The organism is Clostridium sp. K13 (assembly GCF_019734195.1).
Classification (GTDB): Bacteria; Bacillota; Clostridia; order Clostridiales; family Clostridiaceae; genus Clostridium.
Genome location: NZ_JAASHM010000029.1, coordinates 14,756 through 40,525, shown reverse-complemented (window position 1 = coordinate 40,525; position 25,770 = coordinate 14,756). Strand labels below are relative to the sequence as shown.

Genomic DNA, 25,770 nt, shown 5'->3' with positions numbered 1-25,770 from the left:
AAATTCAAAGTGAAAATTTCACCGCTTCCCGGAAAAGTAATATTCCATTTTTCGTTCTCACTGTAGTTCGCAGTTTAACTATTTGGTGTATGAAGTTGAAAAAAGATGTATTTATGTGTATAATGGAAAAGTTAAATGTATTAATAAGATAGTCTTTAGAATGGAGGGGGAAAATGAATACAGATTCAATTTTATTACCGTTAATTCCTCTTAGAGGTATTACTATTTTTCCCAATATGATTATACATTTTGATATTGGTAGAGAAAAGTCTATTGCTTCATTAGAAGAAGCAATGCTACAAGAGGGTAAAATATTTTTAGTTACACAAAAAGATCCAGAAGTTGAGTTGCCAAATGAAAAAGAGGACATGTACTCAATAGGAACTATATGTAAAATAAAGCAAATACTTAAGCTTCCAAAGGGAACTACAAGAGTATTGGTTGAAGGAATAGAAAGAGCTACATTATTAGAATTTGAAGAAAAAGATAATCATCTTAGGGGTGTTATAGAAAAAATATCAGAATCTGAAAAAGATGTTGAAACTAATGAAGACTTAGCTTTTAGAAATCAGCTTGGTAAGGCATTTGCTGCATATATACATGTGACAGAAGGTGATGATAGTAAAGTTCTTCAAATGATGGAGCAAGAGAAAAATTTAGGTAAAGTTACAGATTTAATTGCTGCTTATATACAATTAGAGGATGAAAAGAAGCAATTAATTTTAGAAACTATCAATGTTCATGAAAGAATAGAAAAGTTACTTGTCTTTATTGATGAAGAAATACAAATAATTCAAATTGAAAAAGAAATAGGAAATAAAGTAAAAACTAAGCTTGATAAAAGTAATAAAGAATATTTCTTAAGAGAGCAAATAAAAGCTATTCAAGAAGAGCTTGGAGAAGATGAAGAAAAAAGAGAGATAAATAAATATACGGAACAATTAAAGAAGCTTAAAATGCCAAAGGAAGTTAGAGAAAAAGCTGAATATGAGTTATCAAGGCTAAAATCATCTAACTCAAGTGATGGAAATAGCATTAGAAGTTATTTAGATTGGGTTGTTGCATTACCTTGGAGTAAGACTACTAAGGATTCATTTGATATAGAAAAGGCTTCTACAATACTTGATGAAGAACATTATGGATTAGAAGAAGTTAAAGAAAGAATCTTAGAATATTTAGCAGTAAAGCAATATACTAAATCTTTAAAAGGACCTATTTTATGCTTAGTTGGTCCACCAGGAGTAGGGAAAAGTTCTATAGCTAAATCAGTAGCTAAATCATTAAATAAAAAGTTTGTAAGAATCTCTTTAGGTGGAGTTCGTGATGAGGCTGAAATAAGAGGACATAGAAGAACTTATATAGGTGCAATGCCTGGAAGATTAGTTTATGCATTAAAAGAAGCTAAAGTAAGTAATCCGTTGATTTTATTAGATGAAATTGATAAATTAAGTTCAGACTATAAAGGTAATCCAGCAGATGCATTATTGGAAGTTTTAGATCAAAATCAAAATAAGGCTTTCAGAGATGCATTTATGGAAGTTGAAATTGATTTATCAAATGTTTTATTCATAACAACTGCCAATTCGCTAGATACTATACCTAGAGCTTTACTTGATAGAATGGAAATAATTCAGGTATCAGGATATACTTATGAAGAAAAGTTCAATATTGCTAAAAACCATCTGCTTAAAAGGGCTATGGAAGAGTATGGTGTTGATGAAAAAACAATAAAAATTTCTGATAATACTATAAAAGAAATAGTAAATGGATATACTAGAGAATCAGGGGTTAGAACTTTAGAAAGACAAATTAATAAGGTTATTAGAAAAGCTATTACTGAATTAATTAAAAGTAAGAAAAAGAGTTTAACAGTTTCTACAAGTAAGCTAGAAAAATATTTAGGTCCAGTTGTATTTGAATTTGAAAATGAAGAAAAGGATGATAAAATTGGAGTTGTTACTGGACTTGCTTGGACTGCATATGGTGGAGATACTTTACCAGTTGAAGTTGCAGTTATGAAAGGGAATGGCAAGTTGGAATTAACTGGTCAATTAGGTTCGGTAATGCAAGAATCTGCTAAGGCTGCTTATAGTTATGTTAGAGCTAATGGCCATAAATATGGCATACCTGAGGATTTCTATAAGAAAAATGATGTTCATATCCATGTTCCGGAAGGGGCTGTTCCTAAAGATGGACCTTCTGCAGGCGTAACAATAGTTACTGCATTAGTATCTGCTTTATCAAAAAATAAGGTAAAGGGAAATATAGCTATGACTGGAGAGGTTACTTTAACAGGAAGAGTATTAGCTATTGGTGGTGTTAAAGAAAAATGTTTAGCAGCACATAGAATAGGAATTAATACAATTATTTTACCAAAAGAAAATAAAAAGAATGTAGATGAAATACCTACTTCAATTAAAGGTAAATTAAATTTAATATTTGCTGATAATGTTGAAGAAGTATTACAAAATGCATTAATCGGAGTTGATAAAATTGATAATTAAAAAATCTGAGTTTATTATATCTGCAGTTAAGAGAAATCAATACCCAATTGATGGTAGAAATGAAATTGCCTTTGTTGGAAGATCTAATGTAGGTAAGAGTTCTATAATAAACGCTTTAACAAACAGAAAAAAACTTGCTAAGGTATCTCAAACACCTGGTAAGACAAGACTTATAAACTTTTTCTTGATAAATGATGACTTTTATCTAGTAGATTTACCGGGGTATGGATATGCTAAAGTATCTAAGAAGGAAAAGGAAAGCTGGGGAAAAACTATTGAAATGTATCTAACTGGTAGGGAAGAGTTAAAGAGAGTTATACTTTTAGTTGATTCAAGACATAAACCTACAGCTGATGATATCATGATGTATGAATGGATTAAACACTTTGATTATGATTGTATAGTTATAGCAACAAAGAGTGATAAGCTTTCTAATAATGATCTTGGAAAAAGTAGAAAGTTAATAAAAGAAACATTAGGACTTGGAAGTACAGATAAATTTTACTTCTTCTCATCTTTAAATAAAAAAGGAAAAGATGAGCTTATAAACAATATATTTGAAGATTTATCAGAAGAAGCACAAGTTTAAATGAAATAGCTACCCAAATAAGGGTAGCTATTTTTTTTATAATATTTATCACATTTAATAGCTATTTAGAATAATTAGTAGAGAGGGGAAATGTTAGGGAGGCATCAAAATTAAAATTAAGAAATTTTAAGAAAAAAATATCATGAAAGAGATGAAAATGGTGTCAAATAACATTGAGAAGAATAGTATATAGTATAAAAACAAAAAAATCAAATCCTTAGGAGGAATGTTAATATGCCTAGTATGCATGATATGATTGATGAATTAAATGACATTGAATGTCCAAGCTATCCTCCAGTAGATCAAGGCTGTAATGGCTTTGGAGGTAATGGTAATTTAGGATGTGGCTTTGGAAGCTGGATCTGGATATTATTAATTTTATTCTATGCTGGACAAGGTGGATGTGGCGGATACGCTGGAAACACTGGATATGGATGTGGATGTAACACAAGTAGTAATTGTTGTTGCGGAGGAAATACTTCAAATAATGGTTTCTTTGGTGGATTAGGAAATTGTGGTGGAGGATATTTATTCTTGCTAGTTATCCTATTCTTATGTAACGGTAGCTTTGGATGCGGAAATAACGCATTACCTTATGCTGGCCTAGTATAATTTAGTAGGAAGGAGGAATAGTTATGTCAAAGAAAAAACACAATAAATGTTGTTGCCAAGAATGTTGTTGTGAACCTTGTTGTTGTGAACCTTGCTGCTGTAATAATGCTGTAGCAAATAATGCAGGAGGATGTGGAAATATATTTGGTGGATTAAATAATTGTGTAGCACCAATTATATTCTTATTAATTGCATGTGGTTCAGGACTTCTTAATAACAACTGTTCATATCTAATAATCTTATTATTCTTACTATGTGGTGGATCCTATGGTAGCCTATTTGGAGGAAATAATAACGTAGGAAACAACTGTTGCTGTGAAAGTAACTGCTGCTGTTAGTTAAGAGGATGGAGGGTCTTATGACCCTCCAAAAAAATGTCCTAAATTATAAACATATATTATTAAATTACATATAATGGAGTAAAGAAATTAATTGGAGGAAATTATATGTCCAAGCGTAAGCATAAAAGCAGAGGCGATACTAGACGTGAAACTGCAAATGAAAATAGAAATAATGCGAATATGAATAATAATGCAAATATGAATAATAGGCAAACATATAATAATGGACCATTTGGAATAAATCCTAATCAATTGTTAAGTAGTATGTTTGGTAACATAGACATGAATCAAATAAATAGTTTATTACAGTCTATGAATACACAAGGATTTGATTTTAATAATTTGAATTTAGGAAATTTAATGGGAGCTATGAATCCTATGGGAAGTTCCATGAATCAAAATTCTAATGTTATGAATTTTAATAAAGAGTCCAATAATGATGAAGAGGAAACTAGTGAAGTTGTTAATGATGATATATTAGATGGGAAAGTTGATAGAAATGATGAAAACATACAGATGTTAAAGGCTATTAGAAGTATTGTAAATGGAGAAAGAGGAGCTTTTATAGATAAGATAATTTTGATGTATAATGATGGGGTATTTGATGAGTAATATTAATAATAAGTGAATAAAATTAAGAGAAAGGTTAATACTATTACTGTACCGGAGAGTATTCTCCTATAGCAAATGAAGAGAAATCTTCATTAAAGCTAAACCCCCCCATCCCCCTTTTAGGCCGCTTTTATAGCGGCCTTTTATTAGTACTTAATTATTGAAGAAATTTTATATTCATCTAATTCGTCTAATTCAGCTTTTACATGTAAAGTGAGTTCTTCAGTTTTTTTGTTTGAATCAGTAAAATTAACTTTTTCAAAGGAAAGAATCCAATATAGTGAAGTAGCTTTTCCTGAATCATCCCATGAAATATCATAGAAATAACCTTTTTGAAATGAATATCTATAAGTTAATTTATCTAAGTTCCACAATACACCTAATTCTTTGCTAGGGATATATGAAGTAAATATATCTGGTGCATCATCTAATTCATAATCAGCCTCAATAATATTTATAAGTGTTTGCATGTTTCCTAGAGATGGGATTTTAGGACTACTAAATGTAATATCTTTTAAAGAATGCGAATTTAGTATATAGCCGTTGGTACCTTTATCTCCGGTAGTAGAGTTTGTTGTATATATCTTAGGTGTTCTTGAATTATTGTAGTCGAGAATTCCTAAAATATTGTTTTGAGAAAAGACTACTTCTTCAAACGTAGTATCTACCCATTGGAATATATAAAAAGTAGGTTTATTATTTTTAAAACCACTAATAATCAATTCAGGAACTTTATTTCTGTTTAAATCTAAGTATGAAATATTTATAGTACAGGAAGAGGTTATATCTAATAGAGAGTAGTCAAATTCATTGCTTTTTAATAATATTTCTCCAAGGGAGTTTTTAATTTTTATAGAATATGTTGAATTAGTTGATATAACAGTTAATTGGTCATCTTCCCCATCGCAATCAAAATCATATTCTTTAGTATCCTCAAGAGTTTTATTAGAGATAGTTTGTGTGTTTTTTGGATATGTATTACTTATAATATATATACTTGTACATATTATAAAAATAGCAATAATTAATGCTATAAAAAATTTCTTTTTTAATGTTATAAAATTGAACATAGTATCACCTCAGTTAAGTATATGTTTAGATGAGATAATAAATACTTATATAATAAAAAAAGCCAGTAGATATTCTACTGACATTCTTTACATAACCCATAAAAGAAAAGCTTATTCCATTTAACTCTATATTGAGTATTTTCTTCAACCATTTTATTTAATGGAGAAAAATCAACATCGTGTAAATCATCTACTTTACCACAAGTAATACATTGTATATGACCATGCTCGCTGCAATTACCATCATATCTGAAGTTACCTTCACCAACATTTAATTCTTGTACAAGTCCAATTTCTACTAGCGTTTTTAATGTTTTATATACAGTAGCTAAACTCATAGTAGGATAATTTGGTTGTAAAGATTTATAAATAGTTTCAGCTGAAGGGTGTTCACTAGTGCTTTTTAAGTATTGATAAACAGCTAGTCTTTGAGGTGTTAATTTAAGTTTTTTTTCTTTAAAGGTTAGAATTATATCTTCCATAAGGTACACCATCCTATATTTATTTAATAACATTATATTAAAAATTATAATTATTTGTCAATAACATTTATTATTTGATAACTTCAACTTATTAAAATTTCATTGTAAAATTATACACATTATGATATTTTATAAGAAGAGTAAGAATTAATAATTACATATTTAATGCATTAATTGTATAAAATATAATTTATAATTAATGTTGATATAAAGGAGGATAAAGTATATGGCAAAATATAAAGTAGGCGATGAACTATTAATAATTAATGATCCAAACGCTGAAAATGAAAAATTAAAGTCTTTAACTAAGTTAACAGTTGATGGTGATTATGCTCAAATTTCTTGGGGATTAAAAATTATAAAGGTTGAATACGATAAACCATATGTTACATTAACATATACTAATGTTGATGGAGAATTAAATAAAGTATTTGCTGAGTGTAGAGATATTGAAAATTTCGACCAACAAAAAGTTTTAGAAAAAGCTTTATTAAAAGCATTCCAAAACGAAATAATTAAGATATCAGTTGTTAAAAACTCTGCAGTAAAATAATTTTAATATGAAATATTTAAATATCAATTTCTTCTATGGAGAAATTGATATTTTTTTATCAAAAAATTATAAAAATATTGATTTAATGAGAAAATATGTTATATTATAAATAAATAGTATAAACATTATAAAAATGGGATAAGGGTTTATTTATGTATAATTATGTTATATAATAGCCTTATGATTTCGTTTACAAATAAAGTGGGGGTATGGGTTATGAGTAAATGTCCATTTTGGTCAAGCAAGAAGGAACGGGTAAGTTGTAGCAATGAATGTCCAATGAGTCCGGGTAAAAACAACGATGAGATTTGTCCTTTTGTAGAGCATTTAGTTGGAGAAAAGGTTATTTTTAAAGAAATTATTGATGATGATTTTATGTATTCACAGGATTCAAATTTGGAATATATAATTCCATCCTATGTTGGATATAAGGATGAGTAAGTATAATAGTCACTGAAGTAAAAAGATATCAGTGACTATTATTTTTAATGATTATTTTCCATTAAAAGTTCTTGCTTTAGCTTCCAAAGCTTTTCAGAAAGATCTACATAATAAGTATGAGGATTTTCAAATCTTAAAATTTCAGGCCATAATTTAGATATTTCTTTTTTTGAAAAATCTTTAATTTCTAATACTGAAGGTGAAGAGTATACTTGTTCACCTTTTTCAAAAATCTGAACTAATAATTCTTTTGCATAGAAGTTAGTTATCTTTTTTCTTTTCCATGTGTGAATTGGATGGAATATTTCAAGTTCTGAATTTTCATCAATATTTTCATTGTTTAGAGAAATAATGTCAGCTATTGCAGTGTCATTATTTTTATCAAATAATCTGTATATTTTCTTAAATCCAGGATTAGTGATTTTTTCGCTATTTTCGCTAATTTTTATTTTAGGAATTATTGTTGAGTCTTTTTCAACAGCCACAAGTTTATAAACACCACCAAATACAGGTTCAGATTTAGCAGTTATTAATCTTTCACCAACTCCAAATGAATCTATACAAGCTCCTTGTGAAAGAACATCTCTGATTATATGTTCATCTAAAGAATTAGATACAATTATTTTACAATCGCTATAACCAGCAGCATCAAGTATTTTTCTACATTTTTTAGTTAAGTAAGTTATGTCTCCAGAATCAATTCTTATTCCTTTTGGTCTCTTACCAAGAGGTTTTAAAATATTATCAAAAACCTTAATAGCATTAGGTAATCCTGATTTAAGAACATTATAAGTATCGATTAGTAAAGAGCAATTATCAGGATATGTTTGTGCCCATGCTTCAAAAGCTTCATATTCAGTATCAAATAGTTGAACCCAGCTATGAGCCATTGTACCAACAGCTGGTACGTTAAAGTATTTATCTGCAATGGTACATGCTGTAGAATCACAGCCACCTATTATAGAAGCTCTGGCACCATATATAGCACCATCATAACCCTGTGCACGTCTAGAACCAAATTCCATAACAGTTCGTCCATCTGCAGCTCTACAAATTCTATTTGCCTTAGTAGCTATTAATGTTTGATGGTTTATAGTTAAAAGTATCATTGTTTCAACAAATTGAGCTTGTACAACAGGACCTCTAACTGTTACTAAAGGTTGATTAGGAAAAACAGGATTTCCTTCAGGTATAGCCCAAACATCACATTCGAACTTAAAGTTTCTTAAGTAATCTATAAATTCTTGTGAAAAAATATTTTTTGCTTCTAAATATTTAATATCTCCTTCAGTAAATGATAAACTATTTAAATATTGAATAAGTTGATCAACTCCGGCCATAACACAGTATCCACCACCATCAGGTACTCTTCTGAAATACATATCGAAGTATGCTATTCTGTTTTGTACTCCTTTATTAAAGTATCCATTAGCCATTGTTAATTCATAAAAATCTACAAGCATTGTAAGATTTCTTTCGTTAGTAACGTCAAATCTCATTAAATTTTCCATTTTTATCTCCTTTATTGAAAAATACCTAAAGATATTGTACATCTATATATAAATTATTACAATATAGTTATTTGTATTATAATAGTGGTAATAATTAAAGTATATTAAATTTAAGGAGCACATATGAAGATGGAGTTAGATAATTATCAAATGAAAGCAATAAATACTAAGGATAAAAATGTATTAGTAGTAGCAGCTCCTGGAAGTGGGAAAACAACAGTTATAATAAATAGAGTTAACCATTTAATTGAAGAAAGAGATGTAAGGGTTGGCAATATAATTGTTATAACATTTACTAGAGCAGCTGCTGAAAATATGAAGTCTAGATATAAAAATATTTTTAAAAAGGAGATTGCGCCTTTTTTTGGAACCTTCCATGGATTGTTTTATAAAATTTTATTAAGAGAAGGATTTGATATAAAAATAATAGATGGTGGTAAAGGCCATGGAATAGTAAAAAGTGTATTAGGAAAATATTTTGATGATGTAAATGATGATAAAGTTAGAGATGTTTTAAATAATATATCATTATTCAAAACATCATTAGGTAAGTTAGAAGAGTTTTCTCCATCAATATCTATGGAAGTTTTTAAGGAATGTTATGAAAAGTATGAGGAACAAAAAGAAAAAGAAAAACTTTGGGATTTTGATGATTTGTCTGTGAGGGTAATATATTTATTAAAGAATAATTTAAATATATTAAAAAAATATAGAAGTTTATTTAAATATGTTTTAGTTGATGAGTTTCAGGATTGTGATGAGTTGCAAATAGAATTTTTAAAAATGATTAATGAAGAAAATGAGTTGTTTGCAGTAGGAGATGAAGATCAATGTATATATTCTTTTAGAGGTTCTAAACCTGAGTATATGGTTGAATTTGATAAATCATTTCCTAATGGAAAAAAAGTATATCTATCAACAAATTATAGAAGTAAAAAAAATATAATTGATATATCTAAAAATTTGATTGCTAATAACTTAGGAAGAAATAATAAAGAAATTTTATCTTTTGAATCAGAAAAAGGAATTATGAGATTTATAAAGCCATATAATGAGTTTCTTCAAGGTGAAGAAATCGTTAATATTATCAAAGGCTTTATTGGTGAAGATTATAGTAATAATGCAATATTGTATAGGACTAATATGGAAGCGAGAAGTTTAATTGATACTTTTACAAGGAGAAAGGTTCCTTTTGTTTTATTAGATAAAGGATATAATTTTTTTGAACATTTTATATGTAAAGATATTATAAATTATTTAATGTTAGCTATAGATCCTTATAATAAGGAGGCCTTCAATAATATAATAAATAAACCTTTTAGGTATATTAGTAAAAGTAATTTAAGTTATGTAGCAACTTATAAAGAATATAAGAAAGTGTTTGATATTCTTATAGATAAAAGTGATACTGCACCATTTCAAGCTAAGAAGTTAGATGATTTAAAGAAAGAAATTGCCTATTTAAATAAAATTTCATTAGGAAGTGCTGTACAATATATAATATCTTCTCTTGGATATATTGATTATCTTAGGGAATATTCAAATAAGTATAATCAAAATTTTAACGATTTAGAAGATGTATTAGAAGAGTTTAAGGGTGCAATAGAAGGTTTTAGAAGTATAACAGAATTTTTATCACACGTACAAAATGTCAAAGAAGAGATAGAAAAAAGTAAAGTAGTTCAAGATGGAGTAATATTAAGTACAATCCATGGTGTAAAAGGTATGGAATTTAAAAATGTATTTATTATTAATTGTGTAGAAGAAACTATTCCTCATAAGTCATCAATTGAAGAAAATTTAGAAGAAGAAAGAAGGCTTTTTTATGTTGCGATAACTAGAGCCATTAAGAATCTCTATGTATTTTCTCCTAAAACTATAAGAGGTAAATTTGGTGATGTATCAAGATTCATTTTAGAGAGTGGTTTAGAAGAGGAGAGTAATGTAGTTGATTATGGCATTAAGAAAGGAGATTCTATTTTTCATAGGGAATATGGAGATGGAAAAGTTAAAGCTATATCTGGAGATAAAATAACATTAAAATTTAAAAATGATATTGATAGAAGTTTTTCTTTAAGAATATTAATGGAAAATAACTTAGTAATATTAATTAAGTAACTTTAATTAATATTTTATAAAATTGGTAATAATAAAAATGTAATATACAAAAAAGGTGGCTTTGTTATGAAAAAATATAAAAAATATATGAAGCTAGTTTTATTTACAACTATTATTACTTTAGGATTAAGTTGTTTTAATAAATTAGTATTAGCTTATTCACCTGAAGAGGGAAAAAAGATAGAAGCATTTATTGAAAAAAATAATGATTTAATTACTTCTGAAGAAAAAGAAAATTTAAATGAGATAATATCCAAGTTAAATAAATATATAGTTTTGTCTCAAGAAGAGCGAGAATATATTCAGGAGTGTGAATTAAATGTAATAAGAAAAAAACTTGGAGATGCACAATTTGAAGAATATAAGAAATTAATAGAAAAAAGGTCTTCAGGTGCAGAATTCCAACAACCAGAGAGGTTTAGACTTTATGAATTAGAAAAAATGCTAAGATAAATTCAGAAAAAGCTAGAAGGAATATCAAAGTATTTGAATAAACAGGGTTCATACTATATAATTAATCTAGAAGGCTTATATTTTTTAGTATAAGCCTGTAAATTTTTTTGGGAGAAGTTTTTATAATTATGAAGAATTTTAATATAGAAGCAAATAATATTAAGGAAGAATTAATAGAAGTAAGAAGAACTCTGCATCAATATCCAGAATTAGGATTTGAAGAAACTAATACATCTAAATTTATAAAAGAATTTTTAACTAAAGAAGGAATAGAGTTTAAAGAGTTTGCAGGTACGGGAGTATGTGGAATAATTAAAGGAACTAAAGAAGGTATTAATAATAAGGTAATCGGATTAAGAGCTGATATAGACGGATTACCAATGCAAGATAAAAAAAGTTGTAGCTATGCGTCAAAGATTAATGGAAAAATGCATGCTTGTGGACATGATGGACATACAACTATTTTATTAGGTGCAGCAAAGCTATTAAATAAAAATAAAGATAAATTTAATGGAACTGTAAAATTAATATTTGAGCCTGCAGAAGAAACTACTGGAGGAGCAAAAGTTATGATATCAGAAGGTGTTTTAAAAGATCCTGCTGTTGATGTTATGTGTGGTTTGCATGTTGAAGAAGTATTAGATGCAGGAATGATAATGGTTAAAAGAGGTACAGTAAATGCAGCCTCTAATCCATTTACTATTACAATAAAGGGATCAGGTGGACATGGAGCTTATCCAGATACAGCAGTTGACCCAATAGTTATTGCAAGTCATGTTGTTACGTCATTACAAAGTATTGTTAGCAGAGAAATAAAACCTGTAAATCCTGCAGTTGTTACAATTGGTAGTATACATGGTGGAACAGCACAAAATATAATTCCTAGTGAGGTAAAGCTAGGTGGAATAATAAGAACTATGACAAATGAAGATAGAGAGTTTGCTAAGAGAAGATTAAAAGAAATTGTAAATGGAATTTGTACAACTTTCAGAGGAAGTGCAGAAATTGAGATAGAAGAATCATATCCTTGTTTATATAATGATGATAATATGGTTGAAATACTAGAGGCTTCTGCAAAAAATATTATAGGTTCTGAAAATGTTAAAGTGCAAAAAAATCCTAAGTTAGGAGTAGAAAGTTTTGCGTATTTTGCAAATGAAGTGCCATCAGTATTTTATTTTCTAGGAATTAGAAATGAGGAAAAAGGAATAATACATTCAGCACATAATAGTTTATTTGATATAGACGAAGATGCATTACCTATTGGAGTAGCAATTCAATGTGAAGTTGCTATAAATTATTTGACAACTTAAAAAAATAATATTAATCTAATATAATGGGAAATTGTCGAAGGATGATGAATTTACAACTCTGACTTAAAGAAGAGTTGTTTCATATACATAATATAGGAGTTGATTTTTTGAAAATTGAAATAGGAACAAATGAGGCAGGGCAAAGACTAGATAAGTTTTTGAGAAAATATTTAAAGGATGTACCCTTAAGTGCTATTTTTAAAGCATTAAGAAAGGGTGACATAAGAGTAAATGGAGTTAAAAAGAAAGAAAATTACTCTTTAGAATTAGGAGATGTTATCGAAATAAGATATCTTCAAAGTAAACAAGAGAAAAAAGAAGATTCGTTTATAAAAGTAAACTATAGTGGTCTTATGGTTACATATGAAGATGAGAATATATTAATAGTTGAAAAGTGGCCTGGTGTTTTAGTTCATCCAGATCAAAAAGGTGCAGAGCCTTCACTTACAGATTACGTATTATCATATTTACATGGGAAAGGTGATTACCTACCAGAAAAGGAAAAGACATTCACTCCAGCACCATGTAATAGATTAGATAGAAATACTTCTGGTGTTGTTATATTTGGAAAGAATTTTGAAGCATTAAGAACAATGAATGAAATGATAAGAGAAGGTAATGTAAAGAAGTATTATAATGCTCTAGTTAAGGGAAAAATAAGAGATGGAATATATAAAGGATATATTTCTAAAAATGAAAATGAAAATATATCAAAAGTTTTTGATGAGAAAAGACCTAATACAAAAGAAATTGCTATGGAAGTAAAGACAGTTCAAACTAATGGGGCGTACTCATTACTTGAAATTGATCTTATTACAGGAAGAAGTCATCAAATTAGAGCTCATTTAACTCATTTAGGAAATCCTATAATAGGAGATTTTAAGTATGGGGATAGAAAGTTAAATTCATTCTTTGATAATAAATTTGGATTGAATTATCAGTTCCTTTATGCATATAAACTTATATTTAAAGGAGCAGATGGGAAGTTAGAATATTTAAAAAATAAGACTATTGCAGAAGCGTTCCCACCAATGTTTAAAAAGATAAAAAAGGATGTATTTAAATTTAGTATATAGAACGTATAAAGGGGAATGTTATGGAAGAGAAGTCAGTGGGGCGTAGTTTTCTTATCTTATCTGTAGCTGGGATATTAGTAAAAATACTTTCAGCTGCATATATACCATTATTAAGAGCTATAATTGGTAAACAGGGAATAGGAATATATAATGCAAGTTATAGTTATTTTGTGTTTATATTAGCTATTACAAGCTTAGGTGCTCAGCCAGCTGTTGCAAAAGTTGTATCTGAATTAAGGGCATTGGGACATGAAGAAGATGCATTAAGGGCTATGAAATTGGCAAGAAGGTATCTAGCTATAATTGGAGCTGTAATTACAATTGGGTTTATAGTACTTATAGAGCCTATTGCAAAATTAACTCAATGGGAAAATGTAACGTTATCATTAATGTTTTTAGCTCCAACAGTATTTTTTAGTTGTATATTAGCTACATATAGAGGATATCTTCAAGGTGTTGAGGAAATGAAAACTCTAGCCATATCACAAGTTGTAGAGCAAATTGTAAATGTAGTATTAAGTTTGATTTTTGCATTTATTTTTATCAATATAAGTGTTGAATGGGGAAGTGCAGGGGGAACGGTTGGTACTACTATAGGTGCAATTGTAGCACTTATATTTATACTTGTAGTTTATGATAGAAAAAGATTTGCAGAAAAGGCAGAAGAGGAAAATAAAGCCGAAAAGCATATTAGTGATAGAAAGATTTTAAAAAAGCTTATTAAGTATGGAGTTCCTATTATATTAGTTGCAGCTTTACAGAATTCTAGTGGAATGATAGATACTATTAATGTAAAGGGAAGACTTCTTTTTGCAGGATTTGCTGATAATAAAGCAGAAGAGTTATTTGGAATTTTAGGATGTTATAATACCTTATTATATGTTCCATTATCAGTTGTTACAGCTTTAAGTGCAGCTGTTTTTCCAAAAATAATTCAAGCTTTTACAATGAAAAAGAAAAAAGAGTTAAAATCACAAATGGCATATAGCTTTAGATTAACATATTTAATTACAATTCCAGCAGCAGTTGGATTATCTATGCTAAGTAAAGAAGTATATATAATGATTTATGGAAGTACAGAAGGATATCAATTATTAATGTATGGTTCGATTGTATTAATTTTAATGTCACTTTCTGCTATTCAAAATACAATTCTTCAAGGGATAAATAAATTATATTTAGTGTTAAGTACAGCTTTCTTAAGTATTATAATAAAATTTGTTATTAATTATATATTAGTTGGAATGAAAGATATTAATATATTAGGGGCAGTTTTTGCAAGTTTCTTTGCCTTTCTTGTTCCTGTTATAATAAATCATATTAGATTAAGAAGAATATTTAAAATGAGAATTCCTATAATTAAATTAGGAATTATTCCTTTCATGGCATCTTGTGTTATGGCTTTAAGTATTTATTTATGTAAAATTCCTATTAATAGAATAATGAATATACTTGAAGGTGGAAGACTTTTAACTAGCTTAGTTGCATTGATATTAATAGCTGTCGGTGGTGCTGTATACTTTATTACTATGATTTTACTAGGTGGAATAAAGAAGAAGGATTTAGATATGATTTCACCAAGATTATTTACTTTATTACCAAGATTTTTAAGAAAAAATATGTAGAATAAAATTATAAAAGATTCATTGTCTATAACAAGATAATGAATCTTTTTTGTTAAAAATAAATTTTATTTAGTCTTCTTCAAGTCCAAATCTGCTGAGATAAGCAAAAATACCAAATGTTAAAACTATTACTATTATGTTTTTACTTATAAATAATCCATCTAATAGTCTATTAGTAAATAAATTAAGCATCAAATAAACTAGTATTCCTGTAAGTATGAAAATAATTATATTAAATAAAGATAAATTTAATTCAATATGTTTGTTTACTTCATGTAAATTTATTATTAATCCTAAAGTTGAAGTAACAAATATAGTTATAACGTAAGAAAAAATATTTATACTAGGAATAGCTGTAAAAATATAAAGACATACTATTTCAGTAATAGAAATAATTATAGAGTTTCTCAAAATAATACTTTGTCTATTGAGCCCATTTAAAATACCAAACATAGTATTCGCTACAAAGAAAATAGGTGCCGATAAAGAAGCAAGTCTAATATACAACCCTAAATCATCTCTTTTATAGAACATCTGCCCTAGAGAGTCTGGAATAAGTTGACATATAACTGTTGTAGCCATTCCCAATAAAAAAGCAATTTTTAATACAGTTTTAATTCTAACGGAAGCATTGTAATAATCCGAATTACTTATACTTTGAGATAAGTCTGGAACTAACAATGTATTTATCGAGTTTACAACTATAAGAGGAAATGTAACTATGGTTAATGCCATACCATTAAATCTTCCAATTAGATTTAGTGCAGAGCTATAATCTAAGCCTGAAGCTACAAGTTGTCTAGGTACAATTAAAGTTGAAATTGTAGAAAATGCATTTCCAAGAAATCCATTTAAGCAAAGTGGTAATGAAATTATTAATACATTAAATAGAAGTTGAGCTTTACTTTCAGGTTTTTCATAGCTAGGGGGTATACGGTTTACTGTATATCTATAGTATCCATAAAGTAAAAGTAAGCTTTGAAGCTCTCCTAAAGCTAATGAAACATATGCTAAAGTTACAATTGATGATAAAGTTTTTGCATGAAAAATCCATATTAACAAGGTTATTGTTATTATTCTCATGGCTTTTTCAGAAATATCTATAACTGCAGGAATTTTTATTTTAGAAGAACCATAAAAAAATCCTTTTAAAATATTAGAAAGTGCTATAAAAACCATTGCTGGACAAGTTACCTTTATGGCATTTATAGTTCTTGGATCTTTAATTCCATATTGACTTATGTATGGAGCTAGAAAAAAGACTATCAGGCCTATAGCTATTGCCCAAATTATATTAAAAAAAGCGACAGAACGAATAGTTTTAAATAAATTGTTATATTCACCTTTTGATTCATATATAGCAGCACGTTGAGAGATAGCAGCAATTATTCCAGCTGTCATTAAACAAATAAAAAGATTATATATTGGCATTACTAAGCCATAAAGAGCTACACCTTCAGGGCCTGCAATATCTGCTAAGTAAATTGAAAAAATAAAGCCTAAAATTCCAGTTGCGATATTTGATGCTGTAAGGAAAAATGAGTTTTTAAAAAAATTATCTTGTCCCAAAATAATTTGCCTCCTTAAGTAAAGTTTATAAGTCTACAGTAAAAAATAGCTCTATAAAGTCAAAATATAAATAAAAATAGTACTGCAGTTTTATAAAGTATATATCTATTTAAGATATTAGTATTTGAAATTTTAAAAAATAATTACAATATATGTTTAGTAAAAGTTAAGAGCTAAGTACATTAATACTTATTCGGTAAAATAAGATAATATGATACAACTATCTATTATTTAAATATTAAGTAATATTTTATTATGTAGAAAATATAAATAAAAATATAAAGGAGGGGAGAGTTAATGAAGAGGTTTTTAAAATTTTTAGTTTTTTCAATAGTTATTGTAACTTTATCATTTGGAATTTATAAAATTAGTAATAGGTATGACTTGAATCTAATTTATAAAAATGTAGATTGGTCAATAAATACAAAGGCTTTAGAAGGAGCAGTCTCTTTTGATTTTGATAAAGAAAATAATTTATACATAGCATTTAAAGATACTATAAAAATAGTAAATAAGGATAATAAAGAAGATATTTTACTATATGATGAAGAGTTAAATATATATGATATAGCATGTTATAATAATGATATTATAATAGCAAGTGACAATAGAGTATTACTATATGATACAAATAAGAAAAATTATATAGAATTAATTAATAATCTGCCTAACAATGGATTAAATTACAAAACAAATATTATTTTAAATAATGAATATTTATATATAAGTATAGGGTCTAATACTAACTCTGGAGTTGTTGATGAAAATAATAAAAATGAAGATATGGCATCCTTTGAATGGGAAGCAACAGGTATAGGATATAACAATAATTATGGGTTTCTTCCTTTTGGAACAAAGTGTGAGGAAGGGCAAAAAATTAAAGAGAATATTATAAGCAATGCAAGTATTTTGAGATATGATTTAAATAGTAAAGAATTTGTAACTTATGCTACAGGTATTAGAAATGTTGAAGGTTTAGCTATCGATAGTCTAGGAAAGTTAACTGCTATAATTGGTGGAATGGAGGATTGTGGAGTTAGACCGGTTAAGGATGATGTGGATTATATATATGATATAAAAGAAAAATCTTGGTATGGATGGCCAGATTTTAGCGGAGGAGATCCAATTATATCACCAAGATTTTCTGATGGAAGCAATAAACTTTCGTATGTTATAAATAATCATCCAACAGAAGTTACATTAGGACCTAGATATCAACATGATAAAGTATCATCACTAAGTGGATTAACTATTGATTACGAAGGAAAGTGTTTTCCTAAAGATACAGTAATATTTGCAGATAATATAGATAATTATATATATGTTTTAACAGAAAATAATACATCTAGAGCTATAGTTGCATTAGATAAGGAAAGTCATGTAGAGAAAATAAAATATAATAATTCAAATATATATATATTAGATAGTAAGGGTGGATGTTTATATAAAATAGGAGGAGCGTTGAATAAAAATATATTTAATCTACCAAATGTAATTTGGATATTCATTATAGTCTTTGTAATATCAATAATATTAGCTTTAATATATAAGAGTAAACAAAAAAAGAAAGTTAAATAAGAGTGAAAAATATTTTGGGAGTAATCTCAAAATATTTTTTTGCATTAACATATAAAAATGATGTAATATACATGTGGAAGAAGAAAATACTACAAAACCTAAATACATAATAAAAAATATGAATTTATAAAAATAATTTACATAATTATATAAATATAATAGTAAAATTTATTAATAGTAAAAATGGGGAGTGGTATTTATGGGAAAAACAATTATATTAAATTTAAGTGACATAAAGTTAACAGGAGATGTATTAGATGTAGGGGAAAGCTATGGAGTAATATATAATATTTCCAAGGATGCTATAGATGAGGTTTCTGTTGATTTATTAGAAGGGTCTATTGATGAAAAAAATACTTATGGGGGATATGATACTTGTACAGTATTCTTTTATTTAAGTAGTATGTGGAGAGAAGCTAATAAAATTAATTTGATTAAAGAAGCTAGTAAATTAGTTAAGGTTGGCGGAGAAATATATATATGGGATATAAATAAGGAAATTGGTGAGGTGTTTAATAATAAGGTTATGGCAGTTTTGCCATCAGGAAAAACAAAGGAATTTGAGTTTAAAAATTTAAACCCTATTTCTAAATCAAATATAGATGATACAAAAAGGTTGTTGAGTGATATATATACAATAAAAGAAGAAAAAGTTTGGGAAGACATTTTCTTTATAAAAGGGGAAAAAATAAAATAGTTAAACCAAGGAAAGGAAGAAAAGGATGAAGGTATTATTAACAGCTATAAACTCAAAGTTTGTTCATAGCAATTTAGCAGTTAGGTATTTAAAGGCATTTACGGAGGATATGGATTACGAATGTAAAATAAGAGAATTTTCTATAAATGATAGAGATGAAAAAATATTAGAGGAAATAATAAAGGAAAAAGCTGATGTAATAGCTTTTTCAACATATATTTGGAATATAGAAGTAGTAAAGAGATTATCAAATTTAATAAAATTAGTAGATGAAAATATAAAAATTGTTTATGGTGGTCCAGAGGTGTCTTATGATAGTTTAAATATATTAAAGGAACTTCCAGGAGATTATGTAATTCAAGGAGAAGGGGAAAAAACTTATAGAGAGTTTATTGAGTACTTACTAGGAAGTAGAGATGTCAGAGATATAAGAGGATTATATTTTAAAGAAAATGGTGAAGTTATAAGTAATGGAAATAGACCGTTAATGAATATGGAAGAGATAGTGTTTCCATATAAAGAGGATGAAAATTTAGATAATAAAATAGTATATTATGAAGCGTCTAGAGGATGTCCTTTTAACTGTAAATATTGCCTTTCATCTACTACACATGGAGTAAGATTTCTAAATGTAGAGAGAGTAAAGAAAGAATTACAATACTTTATAGATAAAAAGGTTAGATTAGTTAAGTTTGTTGATAGAACATTTAATTGTAATTTTAAATTCTCTATGGCTATATGGGAATTTTTAATTAATGCTGAAACTAATACGCAATTCCATTTTGAGATATCGGCAGATATATTAAAACCACAAGAATTAGAATTATTAAGAAAGGCTCCAAAGGATAGATTCCAGTTTGAAGTAGGAGTTCAAACAACTAATGATGATGTATTAAATAGAATTAATAGATTTGTGAATTTTAGTGATATAAAAGAAAAAGTAGTTGAATTACTTGAAATTAAAAATATTAAACAACATCTTGATTTAATTGCAGGTTTACCAGGAGAAGATATAACGTCATTTAAAAAGTCCTTTAATGATGTTTATAGTATAGGACCAGAAGAGATACAGTTGGGATTTTTAAAGTTACTTAGAGGATCATCTATGAGAGAGGAAGCTGAGGAATATGGAATGAAGTATTCACCATATCCACCATATGAAATATTACAAACAAAAGATGTGTCTTACGATGAACTTTTATTATTAAAAAAAGTAGAAAGTATGGTTGATAAATATTATAATTCTCAAAAATTTAATAATATAATAAAATTCTTAATTAATAGTTTTGATACACCTTATGATTTTTATTTAGAACTAGGAAACTACTTTGATAAAAAAGGATATTTTGATAGAAATATAGGTAATAGTGAATATTATAAAGTATTTTTAGATTTTAATATGGATATAACAAAGTTAGATAGTGAAGTATTACGTGACATAATAAAATATGATTATTTAATGTTCAATAAAAGAAGAGGTATGCCGGAATTTTTAGGAAAAGGGTTGGAAAAATGTCAAGAGAGTAAAATAAAGGATCTTCTGAGAGATGAATATTCATTTAGGGAACATTATATTGAAAGTTTTATTATAAATATAAATGATTTTGTAAAAGATAATTATGTAAATAAGGAAAAAGTATATTTCTTATGTTCCTATGATGGAGATATGGAGGATATAACTAGTAAAGTACAAGGTATTTAACAATATGAAAATATTTCCTAAAAAGGAGGTAAAGTTTTATAAAATAGATAATTATTATAAAGTTAAAATGTTGTTTAGGGAATGTTAATAAAAAAAAGTTGAAAAATTGTAAAAACAGTGTATAATTATAAAAGAGATAAAAAGTAATTAATACTATATAAAGTATTAATATTTATATTATCCAAGTTGTATATAGTAAAGGTGGTGAGACTTTGGCATTAGAGGCAATTAATGAGATAAAAGAAGCTGAGAAAAAAGCAGAAGCAATAATTACTGAAGCTAAACAAAATGCAAAAGAAATTGTTAGCAATGCGACTAAAGAAGCAGAGGTTGAATATGACCAAATAATAAACAATGCTAAAATAAAAGCTAATGATTTATTAAATGCAGCTTTAGAAGAAGGAAATAGCAATTCAGAACCTATCTTAAAGATGGGTGAAAAGGACATAGAAGCTATACGTAATATGTCTCAAGAAGTAAAAGATAATGCTATTAATATAGTTGTTGAGAGGATAGTGAAGATTCATGGCAATAGTTAAGATGAACAAATTCACTTTGCTAACCTTTGAATCAAAGAAAGAAGAACTTCTTCGTAGGCTTCAAGGTTTTTCTAATGTAGAGTTTATAAATCTACAAGATGAAAATATATTAGAAGCTAATGAGGAGTTACAATCTCTTTCAAAGGATTCTATAGATTCAAATATAGCAAAGTATGAAGAAGATTTATCAAAGGCTAAAATGACTCTAGACTTTTTAACTAGCTATATGCCTAAAAAGTCAGGATTAAAAGCATTAGAGGATGACAAGGAAAACTTAACTATTGATGAATTAGAAAAAGCAGTTAAGAGTATTAACTGGAATGAAATTTATGCTAAAGTTAAGGAAAAGGAAGATGAGCTTCATAGCATAGAAAGTAAGATTACTAAGCTAGAAGGTGAAATTGAAGTTTTAACTCCATGGCAGGCCTTAGATATTTCTTTTGAAGCTCTAAATGAGCTAGATAAGGTATCAACTTTTGTAGGTAGTATTTCAAAGCAATATGAAGAACAGCTTACTGAAAGTTTAGATACCGAATATGTTGAAATTATCTCTAGAGGTAATAATGACATAAATGTTGTAGTTGTGGCTTTAAAAGAAAGACATGACGAAGTACTAAACCTTTTAAGGGGATTTGGATTCAGTTCATTTAAGTCTGAGTATAACGAAATACCACAAGTGGTAATAACAAATCATGCTCATGAAATTGAAGAATTAAAATCAAAAATTTTCTTTGTTAAAGAAGAAGTAGCCTCTTTTGAAGAAGACTACAAAAAAATGAAGTTGGTTTATGATTATCTTACAAACGCAGTTTTAAGATATAAAGCTTCAAATAACTTCTTAAGAACTACTAATACTGTTGCAATTCAAGGATGGTGTGAAGTAGAGAAAAACGAAGAATTACAAAAAATATGTAAAAAAGTATTAAATGATGATTATTATATATCATTTGAAGAAGTAAAAGAGGATGAAGTTGAGGCAGTTCCAGTAAAGTTAAAAAATGGAATACTTAACAAAACATTTGAATCTGTTACTGAAATGTATAGTTTGCCAAAATATAACGAAGTGGATCCTACACCATTATTAGTACCATTCTACTTAATATTCTTTGGTATGATGGTTGCTGACGTTGGATATGGATTAGTAATGTTAATTGGTGCATTCTGTGCAATGAAATTCTTAAAATTAAATAAGAAAAATGAAGACTTTGCTAGATTCTTCTTATTCTTAAGTATACCAACAATCGTTATAGGATTGATTTACGGATCATTCTTTGGTGATGCAGTTAAGATACCAGGACTTATAAATCCAACAGAAGATGTTAATACTCTTCTAGTTGCATCAATAGTATTTGGGGTTATTCAAATATTCTTTGGTTTATGTATAAAAGCATATACACTTATAAAATCAGGGAAACCTAAAGATGCATTTTATGATGTTGGTTCATGGTTAATAACATTAATATCAATTGGTGTATTAGCTGGTTGTATAATGTTAGGATGGCCATCAGTAGTTAAGTATATTGCAATAGCAGCTATGATATTTGGTATGCTTGTAATAGTATTAACAGGTGGTAGAGAAGAAAAGACAAAGGGAGCTCAAATAGGGCAAGGGTTATATGCTTTATATGGAATAACAAGTTATATTGGTGACTTAGTTTCATATACAAGACTTATGGCATTAGGATTATCAGGTGGATGTATTGCAGGAGCATTAAACTTATTAATGAAGTCTTTAACTGGTCCAGCAATAATATTATTACCTTTCGTATTCGTAGCAGCTCATGTATTTAACTTATTATTAGGTTTACTTGGAGCATACGTTCATACAGCAAGATTACAATACGTAGAATATTTCTCAAAATTCTATGAAGGTGGAGGAAAAGCATTTACTCCATTCAAAGCATCAGAAAAATATATGAATTTAAAGGAAAATTAGGAGGATTTTAAAATGAATACATGGATACAATTTTTTATGGAAAATAACGGTGGTTTAATATTCGCAGCTTTAGGGGTTGCATTAGCAGTTGGTTTATCAGGTATAGGTTCAGCTAAAGGTGTTGGACTAGTTGGGGAAGCAGCTTCTGGATTAGTTACAGAAGAACCAGAAAAGTTCGGTAAAGCGTTAGTATTAGAATTATTACCAGGTACTCAAGGTTTATACGGTTTCGTTGTTGGTTTCGTTGCTTACACTAAGATGTCTTCAGGAATGTCTTTAGAACAAGGTTTATACTTAATCGGTGCTTGTTTACCAATCGCTTTAGCAGGTTTATTCTCAGGTATAGCTCAAGGTAGAGTTGCTGCTTCTGGTATTCAAATATTAGCTAAAAGACCAGAACACAACACTAAGGGAATCATCTTATCAGCGATGGTTGAAACTTATGCATTATTAGGATTCGTTATATCATTCATGCTAGTAAGTATGGCAATGTAATTTTACACCGCAATATAAGATTAGCGTCAATATAAGATTGGAGATATAAATTATGTCAAATGTAAAGAATATGACTTCTAAAATCCTAAAGGATGCAGAAGCTGGAAAGGAAAATATCTTAGCTGCTGCTGAAGAAGAAAAGAACAAAATTATTTCTAAGAAAGTAAGCAGTGCAAATGAAATTGCACAAGAAATTTTAGAAAAAGCTGAAGTTGAAGCTAAATCTAAAAAGGAAAGAGTAATTTCTAGCGCTAAATTAAAAGTTAGAAATAACAAATTAGCTGCTAAGCAAGAAATTATAGATGAAGTTTTTGAAAAAAGTATAGATAAGTTAACAAAATTATCTAAAGAAGATTTCTTAAACTTTGTAAAGAACGCAATTTCTTCAATGAACTTAAGTGGTAAGCAAACTTTAATCTTAAATGAAGAGGGATTAAAATTTGTTGATGAAGCTTTCATTGATGAATTAAATAAAAACGTAGATGCACAAATAATTTTAGGTGAAACAGCTGGAAACTTTAAAGGTGGGTTCATCTTAGAAAATAACGGCATAGAAATAAATAGCACTTATGAAGCTTTAGTAAGCTCATTAAGAGATGAGTTAGAGTTTGAAGTGGCAAAGGTGTTATTTAATTAAGGAGGGGTAGTATGGATGTAATGCAATTTACTCAAGCTCTTTCAAGAATTTGGGTATTGGAAACAAGACTCCTTGATAAGGCCAAAGTAGAGAGAATGCTAGAAGCTAATTCTGCTGATGAGGTTTTAAAAATACTTGGGGAAACTGAGTATGCAAATATAATGGGTAATGTTAAAAGAGCAAGTGATTATGAAGAAATTCTAAGTACAGAGCTTAAAAGAGTTTATAAATTAGTTTATGAACTATGCCCAGTAAAAGAAATCGTAGACCTAATGAGTATTAAATATAAATACCACAATATAAAGGTATTATTAAAAGGAAAATTCTTAGGAAAAGATTTTTCTAATATGTTAATAGATTTAGGAAAAGAAGATTTAAGTGATTTAAAGAGAAAAATTGATACAGATAATTTCAGAGATTTAAAAGGAAATGTTGAAAAGGCAGTTCTAGAAGTAATAGCTGATTTTGAAGCAAATAAAGATCCTCAAAATATTGATATTATTGTAGATAGATATATGTTTAAAGAATTAGTAGAAATAAAGAAATCTTTAAACTACAAATTTACAGATAAACTTGTAAATTCGATTATTGATGCTACGAATATTAGAACTTTACTAAGAATTAAAAAGCAAGGTAAAGGAAGAGAATTTGCTTCAGAAGTTTTAGTTAGTGGTGGATCTATAAGCAAAGATACTTTAGTATCTATATTAAATGAAACACCAGAAAATATTATTTCAAAATTAAGCACAAGTGTATATTCTGATTTAATAAAAGAAGGTGTTGAAGGGTACATAGCTACAAATTCAGCAAATCTTTTAGAAAAATTAAGTGATAATTATATTATGGATCTTATGAAAAGTGGAAAGCTTGTAACATTTGGACCAGAAAGAATATTATCATATATTTACGCTAAGGAAACAGAAATTAAAATAATAAGAATCATTATGGTAGGAAAGCTTAATAATATTGCTGAGGAAGTAATCAGAGAAAGGCTGCGTGATATTTATGTATAAGAAAATCGGTGTAGTTGGTGATAAAGACTCAGTTTTAGCATTCAAAGCTATTGGAATAGATGTATTTCCAGTTGTAGAAGCGGATGAAGCTAGAGTTGCTGTAGATAGAATGGCTATGAATGGATACGCAGTTATCTTCATAACAGAACAAGTTGCAGTAACAATAGAAGAAACAATTGAACGTTACAATAAGCAAATGCTTCCTGCTGTAATATTAATTCCAAGTAATCAAGGAACTTTAAATATAGGTTCAAAGAGAATTAGCGATAGCGTAGAAAAAGCTGTTGGTGTCAATATTTTATAG

At 27.9% G+C, this 25,770-nt stretch carries 25 protein-coding genes; 21 read left to right on the top strand and 4 right to left on the bottom strand.

The genetic code is table 11. The annotated features are described in order from the left end of the window. Positions 1-173: 173 nt before the first annotated feature. The 5 genes from lon (at position 174) to HCG76_RS14180 (ending at position 4,658) form a co-directional block, all read left to right on the top strand. A complete protein-coding gene (gene lon, locus HCG76_RS14200; protein ID WP_221700992.1) occupies positions 174-2,504 on the top strand; it encodes an endopeptidase La in 2,331 nt (776 codons plus the stop codon). Further along, positions 2,494-3,093 carry a ribosome biogenesis GTP-binding protein YihA/YsxC gene (gene yihA / locus HCG76_RS14195; protein ID WP_221700993.1) on the top strand — a complete coding sequence of 200 codons (600 nt, stop codon included), beginning with the start codon at positions 2,494-2,496 and terminating at the stop codon, positions 3,091-3,093. Before lon ends, yihA begins: the two co-directional genes overlap by 11 nt. Before the next feature lie 234 nt (positions 3,094-3,327). Further along, positions 3,328-3,705, top strand: a complete 378-nt coding sequence (locus HCG76_RS14190) for a hypothetical protein (protein ID WP_370778508.1) — start codon at positions 3,328-3,330, stop codon at positions 3,703-3,705. A 23-nt stretch (positions 3,706-3,728) separates the two neighbouring features. Then, positions 3,729-4,043 (top strand): hypothetical protein, encoded by a 315-nt coding sequence (locus tag HCG76_RS14185; protein WP_221700994.1) that lies wholly within the window; start codon positions 3,729-3,731, stop codon positions 4,041-4,043. Positions 4,044-4,151: 108 nt separating this feature from the next. Further along, positions 4,152-4,658 (top strand): hypothetical protein, encoded by a 507-nt coding sequence (locus HCG76_RS14180; RefSeq protein WP_221700995.1) that lies wholly within the window; start codon positions 4,152-4,154, stop codon positions 4,656-4,658. A gap of 146 nt (positions 4,659-4,804) precedes the next feature. Here the strand turns inward: HCG76_RS14180 and HCG76_RS14175 are convergent, their stop codons facing one another. Further along, positions 4,805-5,728 (bottom strand): hypothetical protein, encoded by a 924-nt coding sequence (locus HCG76_RS14175; RefSeq protein ID WP_221700996.1) that lies wholly within the window; start codon positions 5,726-5,728, stop codon positions 4,805-4,807. A gap of 74 nt (positions 5,729-5,802) precedes the next feature. After that, complete coding sequence (locus HCG76_RS14170) at positions 5,803-6,210, bottom strand: Fur family transcriptional regulator (protein ID WP_221700997.1); 408 nt, start codon at positions 6,208-6,210, stop codon at positions 5,803-5,805. Between the two features lie 226 nt (positions 6,211-6,436). Here HCG76_RS14170 and HCG76_RS14165 point away from each other — a divergent pair, with 226 nt between their 5' ends. Both HCG76_RS14165 and HCG76_RS14160 read left to right on the top strand, forming a co-directional pair. Next, on the top strand, positions 6,437-6,763 hold the full coding sequence (locus HCG76_RS14165; protein ID WP_195988842.1) for a hypothetical protein: 327 nt from the start codon (positions 6,437-6,439) through the stop codon (positions 6,761-6,763). A gap of 216 nt (positions 6,764-6,979) precedes the next feature. Further along, on the top strand, positions 6,980-7,204 hold the full coding sequence (locus HCG76_RS14160) for a hypothetical protein (protein ID WP_221700998.1): 225 nt from the start codon (positions 6,980-6,982) through the stop codon (positions 7,202-7,204). A gap of 44 nt (positions 7,205-7,248) precedes the next feature. On the opposite strand, the gene HCG76_RS14155 is transcribed toward HCG76_RS14160, so the two are convergent. Next, positions 7,249-8,715: a nicotinate phosphoribosyltransferase gene (locus HCG76_RS14155; protein ID WP_221700999.1), complete on the bottom strand. Its 1,467-nt coding sequence runs from the start codon at positions 8,713-8,715 to the stop codon at positions 7,249-7,251. A gap of 123 nt (positions 8,716-8,838) precedes the next feature. Between HCG76_RS14155 and HCG76_RS14150 the strand changes: the two genes are divergently transcribed. The 5 genes from HCG76_RS14150 (at position 8,839) to HCG76_RS14130 (ending at position 15,300) form a co-directional block, all read left to right on the top strand. Then, on the top strand, positions 8,839-10,833 hold the full coding sequence (locus tag HCG76_RS14150; RefSeq protein ID WP_221701000.1) for an ATP-dependent helicase: 1,995 nt from the start codon (positions 8,839-8,841) through the stop codon (positions 10,831-10,833). A 66-nt stretch (positions 10,834-10,899) separates the two neighbouring features. Further along, entirely contained in the window at positions 10,900-11,286 is a 387-nt protein-coding gene (locus HCG76_RS14145; protein WP_221701001.1) for a hypothetical protein, read from the top strand. Between the two features lie 128 nt (positions 11,287-11,414). After that, positions 11,415-12,599, top strand: coding sequence for a M20 metallopeptidase family protein (locus tag HCG76_RS14140; protein WP_221701002.1), 1,185 nt, complete (start codon positions 11,415-11,417; stop codon positions 12,597-12,599). 107 nt (positions 12,600-12,706) lie between these two features. Further along, complete coding sequence (locus tag HCG76_RS14135; RefSeq protein WP_221701003.1) at positions 12,707-13,675, top strand: RluA family pseudouridine synthase; 969 nt, start codon at positions 12,707-12,709, stop codon at positions 13,673-13,675. A gap of 20 nt (positions 13,676-13,695) precedes the next feature. After that, a complete protein-coding gene (locus HCG76_RS14130) occupies positions 13,696-15,300 on the top strand; it encodes a putative polysaccharide biosynthesis protein (protein ID WP_221701004.1) in 1,605 nt (534 codons plus the stop codon). A gap of 69 nt (positions 15,301-15,369) precedes the next feature. Here the strand turns inward: HCG76_RS14130 and spoVB are convergent, their stop codons facing one another. Next, complete coding sequence (gene spoVB / locus HCG76_RS14125; RefSeq protein ID WP_221701005.1) at positions 15,370-16,869, bottom strand: stage V sporulation protein B; 1,500 nt, start codon at positions 16,867-16,869, stop codon at positions 15,370-15,372. Positions 16,870-17,166: 297 nt separating this feature from the next. Here spoVB and HCG76_RS14120 point away from each other — a divergent pair, with 297 nt between their 5' ends. From HCG76_RS14120 to HCG76_RS14080, 9 genes are all read left to right on the top strand, one after another. Then, complete coding sequence (locus HCG76_RS14120; protein ID WP_221701006.1) at positions 17,167-18,447, top strand: hypothetical protein; 1,281 nt, start codon at positions 17,167-17,169, stop codon at positions 18,445-18,447. 199 nt (positions 18,448-18,646) lie between these two features. Next, complete coding sequence (locus tag HCG76_RS14115; RefSeq protein ID WP_221701007.1) at positions 18,647-19,144, top strand: hypothetical protein; 498 nt, start codon at positions 18,647-18,649, stop codon at positions 19,142-19,144. 25 nt (positions 19,145-19,169) lie between these two features. After that, positions 19,170-20,846: a B12-binding domain-containing radical SAM protein gene (locus HCG76_RS14110; RefSeq protein WP_221701008.1), complete on the top strand. Its 1,677-nt coding sequence runs from the start codon at positions 19,170-19,172 to the stop codon at positions 20,844-20,846. A gap of 212 nt (positions 20,847-21,058) precedes the next feature. Then, entirely contained in the window at positions 21,059-21,385 is a 327-nt protein-coding gene (locus HCG76_RS14105; protein WP_221701009.1) for an ATPase, read from the top strand. Continuing rightward, positions 21,372-23,321, top strand: a complete 1,950-nt coding sequence (locus HCG76_RS14100) for a V-type ATP synthase subunit I (protein WP_221701010.1) — start codon at positions 21,372-21,374, stop codon at positions 23,319-23,321. The genes HCG76_RS14105 and HCG76_RS14100 overlap by 14 nt, the downstream gene beginning before the upstream one ends. A gap of 12 nt (positions 23,322-23,333) precedes the next feature. Then, positions 23,334-23,816 (top strand): V-type ATP synthase subunit K, encoded by a 483-nt coding sequence (locus tag HCG76_RS14095; RefSeq protein WP_042396194.1) that lies wholly within the window; start codon positions 23,334-23,336, stop codon positions 23,814-23,816. Positions 23,817-23,868: 52 nt separating this feature from the next. Beyond that, the gene (locus HCG76_RS14090; RefSeq protein WP_221701011.1) at positions 23,869-24,453 is read left to right on the top strand and encodes a V-type ATP synthase subunit E; all 585 of its coding nucleotides are present in this window, start codon (positions 23,869-23,871) and stop codon (positions 24,451-24,453) included. Positions 24,454-24,464: 11 nt separating this feature from the next. After that, on the top strand, positions 24,465-25,466 hold the full coding sequence (locus tag HCG76_RS14085) for a V-type ATP synthase subunit C (RefSeq protein WP_221701012.1): 1,002 nt from the start codon (positions 24,465-24,467) through the stop codon (positions 25,464-25,466). Next, positions 25,459-25,770 (top strand): V-type ATP synthase subunit F, encoded by a 312-nt coding sequence (locus HCG76_RS14080; protein ID WP_195988870.1) that lies wholly within the window; start codon positions 25,459-25,461, stop codon positions 25,768-25,770. Before HCG76_RS14085 ends, HCG76_RS14080 begins: the two co-directional genes overlap by 8 nt.

Excerpts from the sequence above, each read along its gene's own strand:
- HCG76_RS14095 (WP_042396194.1), top strand. The coding sequence starts at position 23,334 with ATGAATACATGGATACAATTTTTTATGGAAAATAACGGTGGTTTAATA.
- HCG76_RS14185 (WP_221700994.1), top strand. The coding sequence starts at position 3,729 with ATGTCAAAGAAAAAACACAATAAATGTTGTTGCCAAGAATGTTGTTGT.
- HCG76_RS14145 (WP_221701001.1), top strand. The coding sequence starts at position 10,900 with ATGAAAAAATATAAAAAATATATGAAGCTAGTTTTATTTACAACTATT.
- HCG76_RS14155 (WP_221700999.1), bottom strand. The coding sequence starts at position 8,715 with ATGGAAAATTTAATGAGATTTGACGTTACTAACGAAAGAAATCTTACA.
- HCG76_RS14190 (WP_370778508.1), top strand. The coding sequence starts at position 3,328 with ATGCCTAGTATGCATGATATGATTGATGAATTAAATGACATTGAATGT.
- HCG76_RS14085 (WP_221701012.1), top strand. The coding sequence starts at position 24,465 with ATGGATGTAATGCAATTTACTCAAGCTCTTTCAAGAATTTGGGTATTG.
- HCG76_RS14110 (WP_221701008.1), top strand. The coding sequence starts at position 19,170 with ATGAAGGTATTATTAACAGCTATAAACTCAAAGTTTGTTCATAGCAAT.
- HCG76_RS14180 (WP_221700995.1), top strand. The coding sequence starts at position 4,152 with ATGTCCAAGCGTAAGCATAAAAGCAGAGGCGATACTAGACGTGAAACT.
- HCG76_RS14140 (WP_221701002.1), top strand. The coding sequence starts at position 11,415 with ATGAAGAATTTTAATATAGAAGCAAATAATATTAAGGAAGAATTAATA.
- HCG76_RS14100 (WP_221701010.1), top strand. The coding sequence starts at position 21,372 with ATGGCAATAGTTAAGATGAACAAATTCACTTTGCTAACCTTTGAATCA.
- HCG76_RS14170 (WP_221700997.1), bottom strand. The coding sequence starts at position 6,210 with ATGGAAGATATAATTCTAACCTTTAAAGAAAAAAAACTTAAATTAACA.
- HCG76_RS14115 (WP_221701007.1), top strand. The coding sequence starts at position 18,647 with ATGGGAAAAACAATTATATTAAATTTAAGTGACATAAAGTTAACAGGA.
- HCG76_RS14165 (WP_195988842.1), top strand. The coding sequence starts at position 6,437 with ATGGCAAAATATAAAGTAGGCGATGAACTATTAATAATTAATGATCCA.
- HCG76_RS14175 (WP_221700996.1), bottom strand. The coding sequence starts at position 5,728 with ATGTTCAATTTTATAACATTAAAAAAGAAATTTTTTATAGCATTAATT.
- HCG76_RS14150 (WP_221701000.1), top strand. The coding sequence starts at position 8,839 with ATGAAGATGGAGTTAGATAATTATCAAATGAAAGCAATAAATACTAAG.
- HCG76_RS14080 (WP_195988870.1), top strand. The coding sequence starts at position 25,459 with ATGTATAAGAAAATCGGTGTAGTTGGTGATAAAGACTCAGTTTTAGCA.
- HCG76_RS14130 (WP_221701004.1), top strand. The coding sequence starts at position 13,696 with ATGGAAGAGAAGTCAGTGGGGCGTAGTTTTCTTATCTTATCTGTAGCT.
- HCG76_RS14120 (WP_221701006.1), top strand. The coding sequence starts at position 17,167 with ATGAAGAGGTTTTTAAAATTTTTAGTTTTTTCAATAGTTATTGTAACT.
- HCG76_RS14160 (WP_221700998.1), top strand. The coding sequence starts at position 6,980 with ATGAGTAAATGTCCATTTTGGTCAAGCAAGAAGGAACGGGTAAGTTGT.
- HCG76_RS14090 (WP_221701011.1), top strand. The coding sequence starts at position 23,869 with ATGTCAAATGTAAAGAATATGACTTCTAAAATCCTAAAGGATGCAGAA.
- lon (WP_221700992.1), top strand. The coding sequence starts at position 174 with ATGAATACAGATTCAATTTTATTACCGTTAATTCCTCTTAGAGGTATT.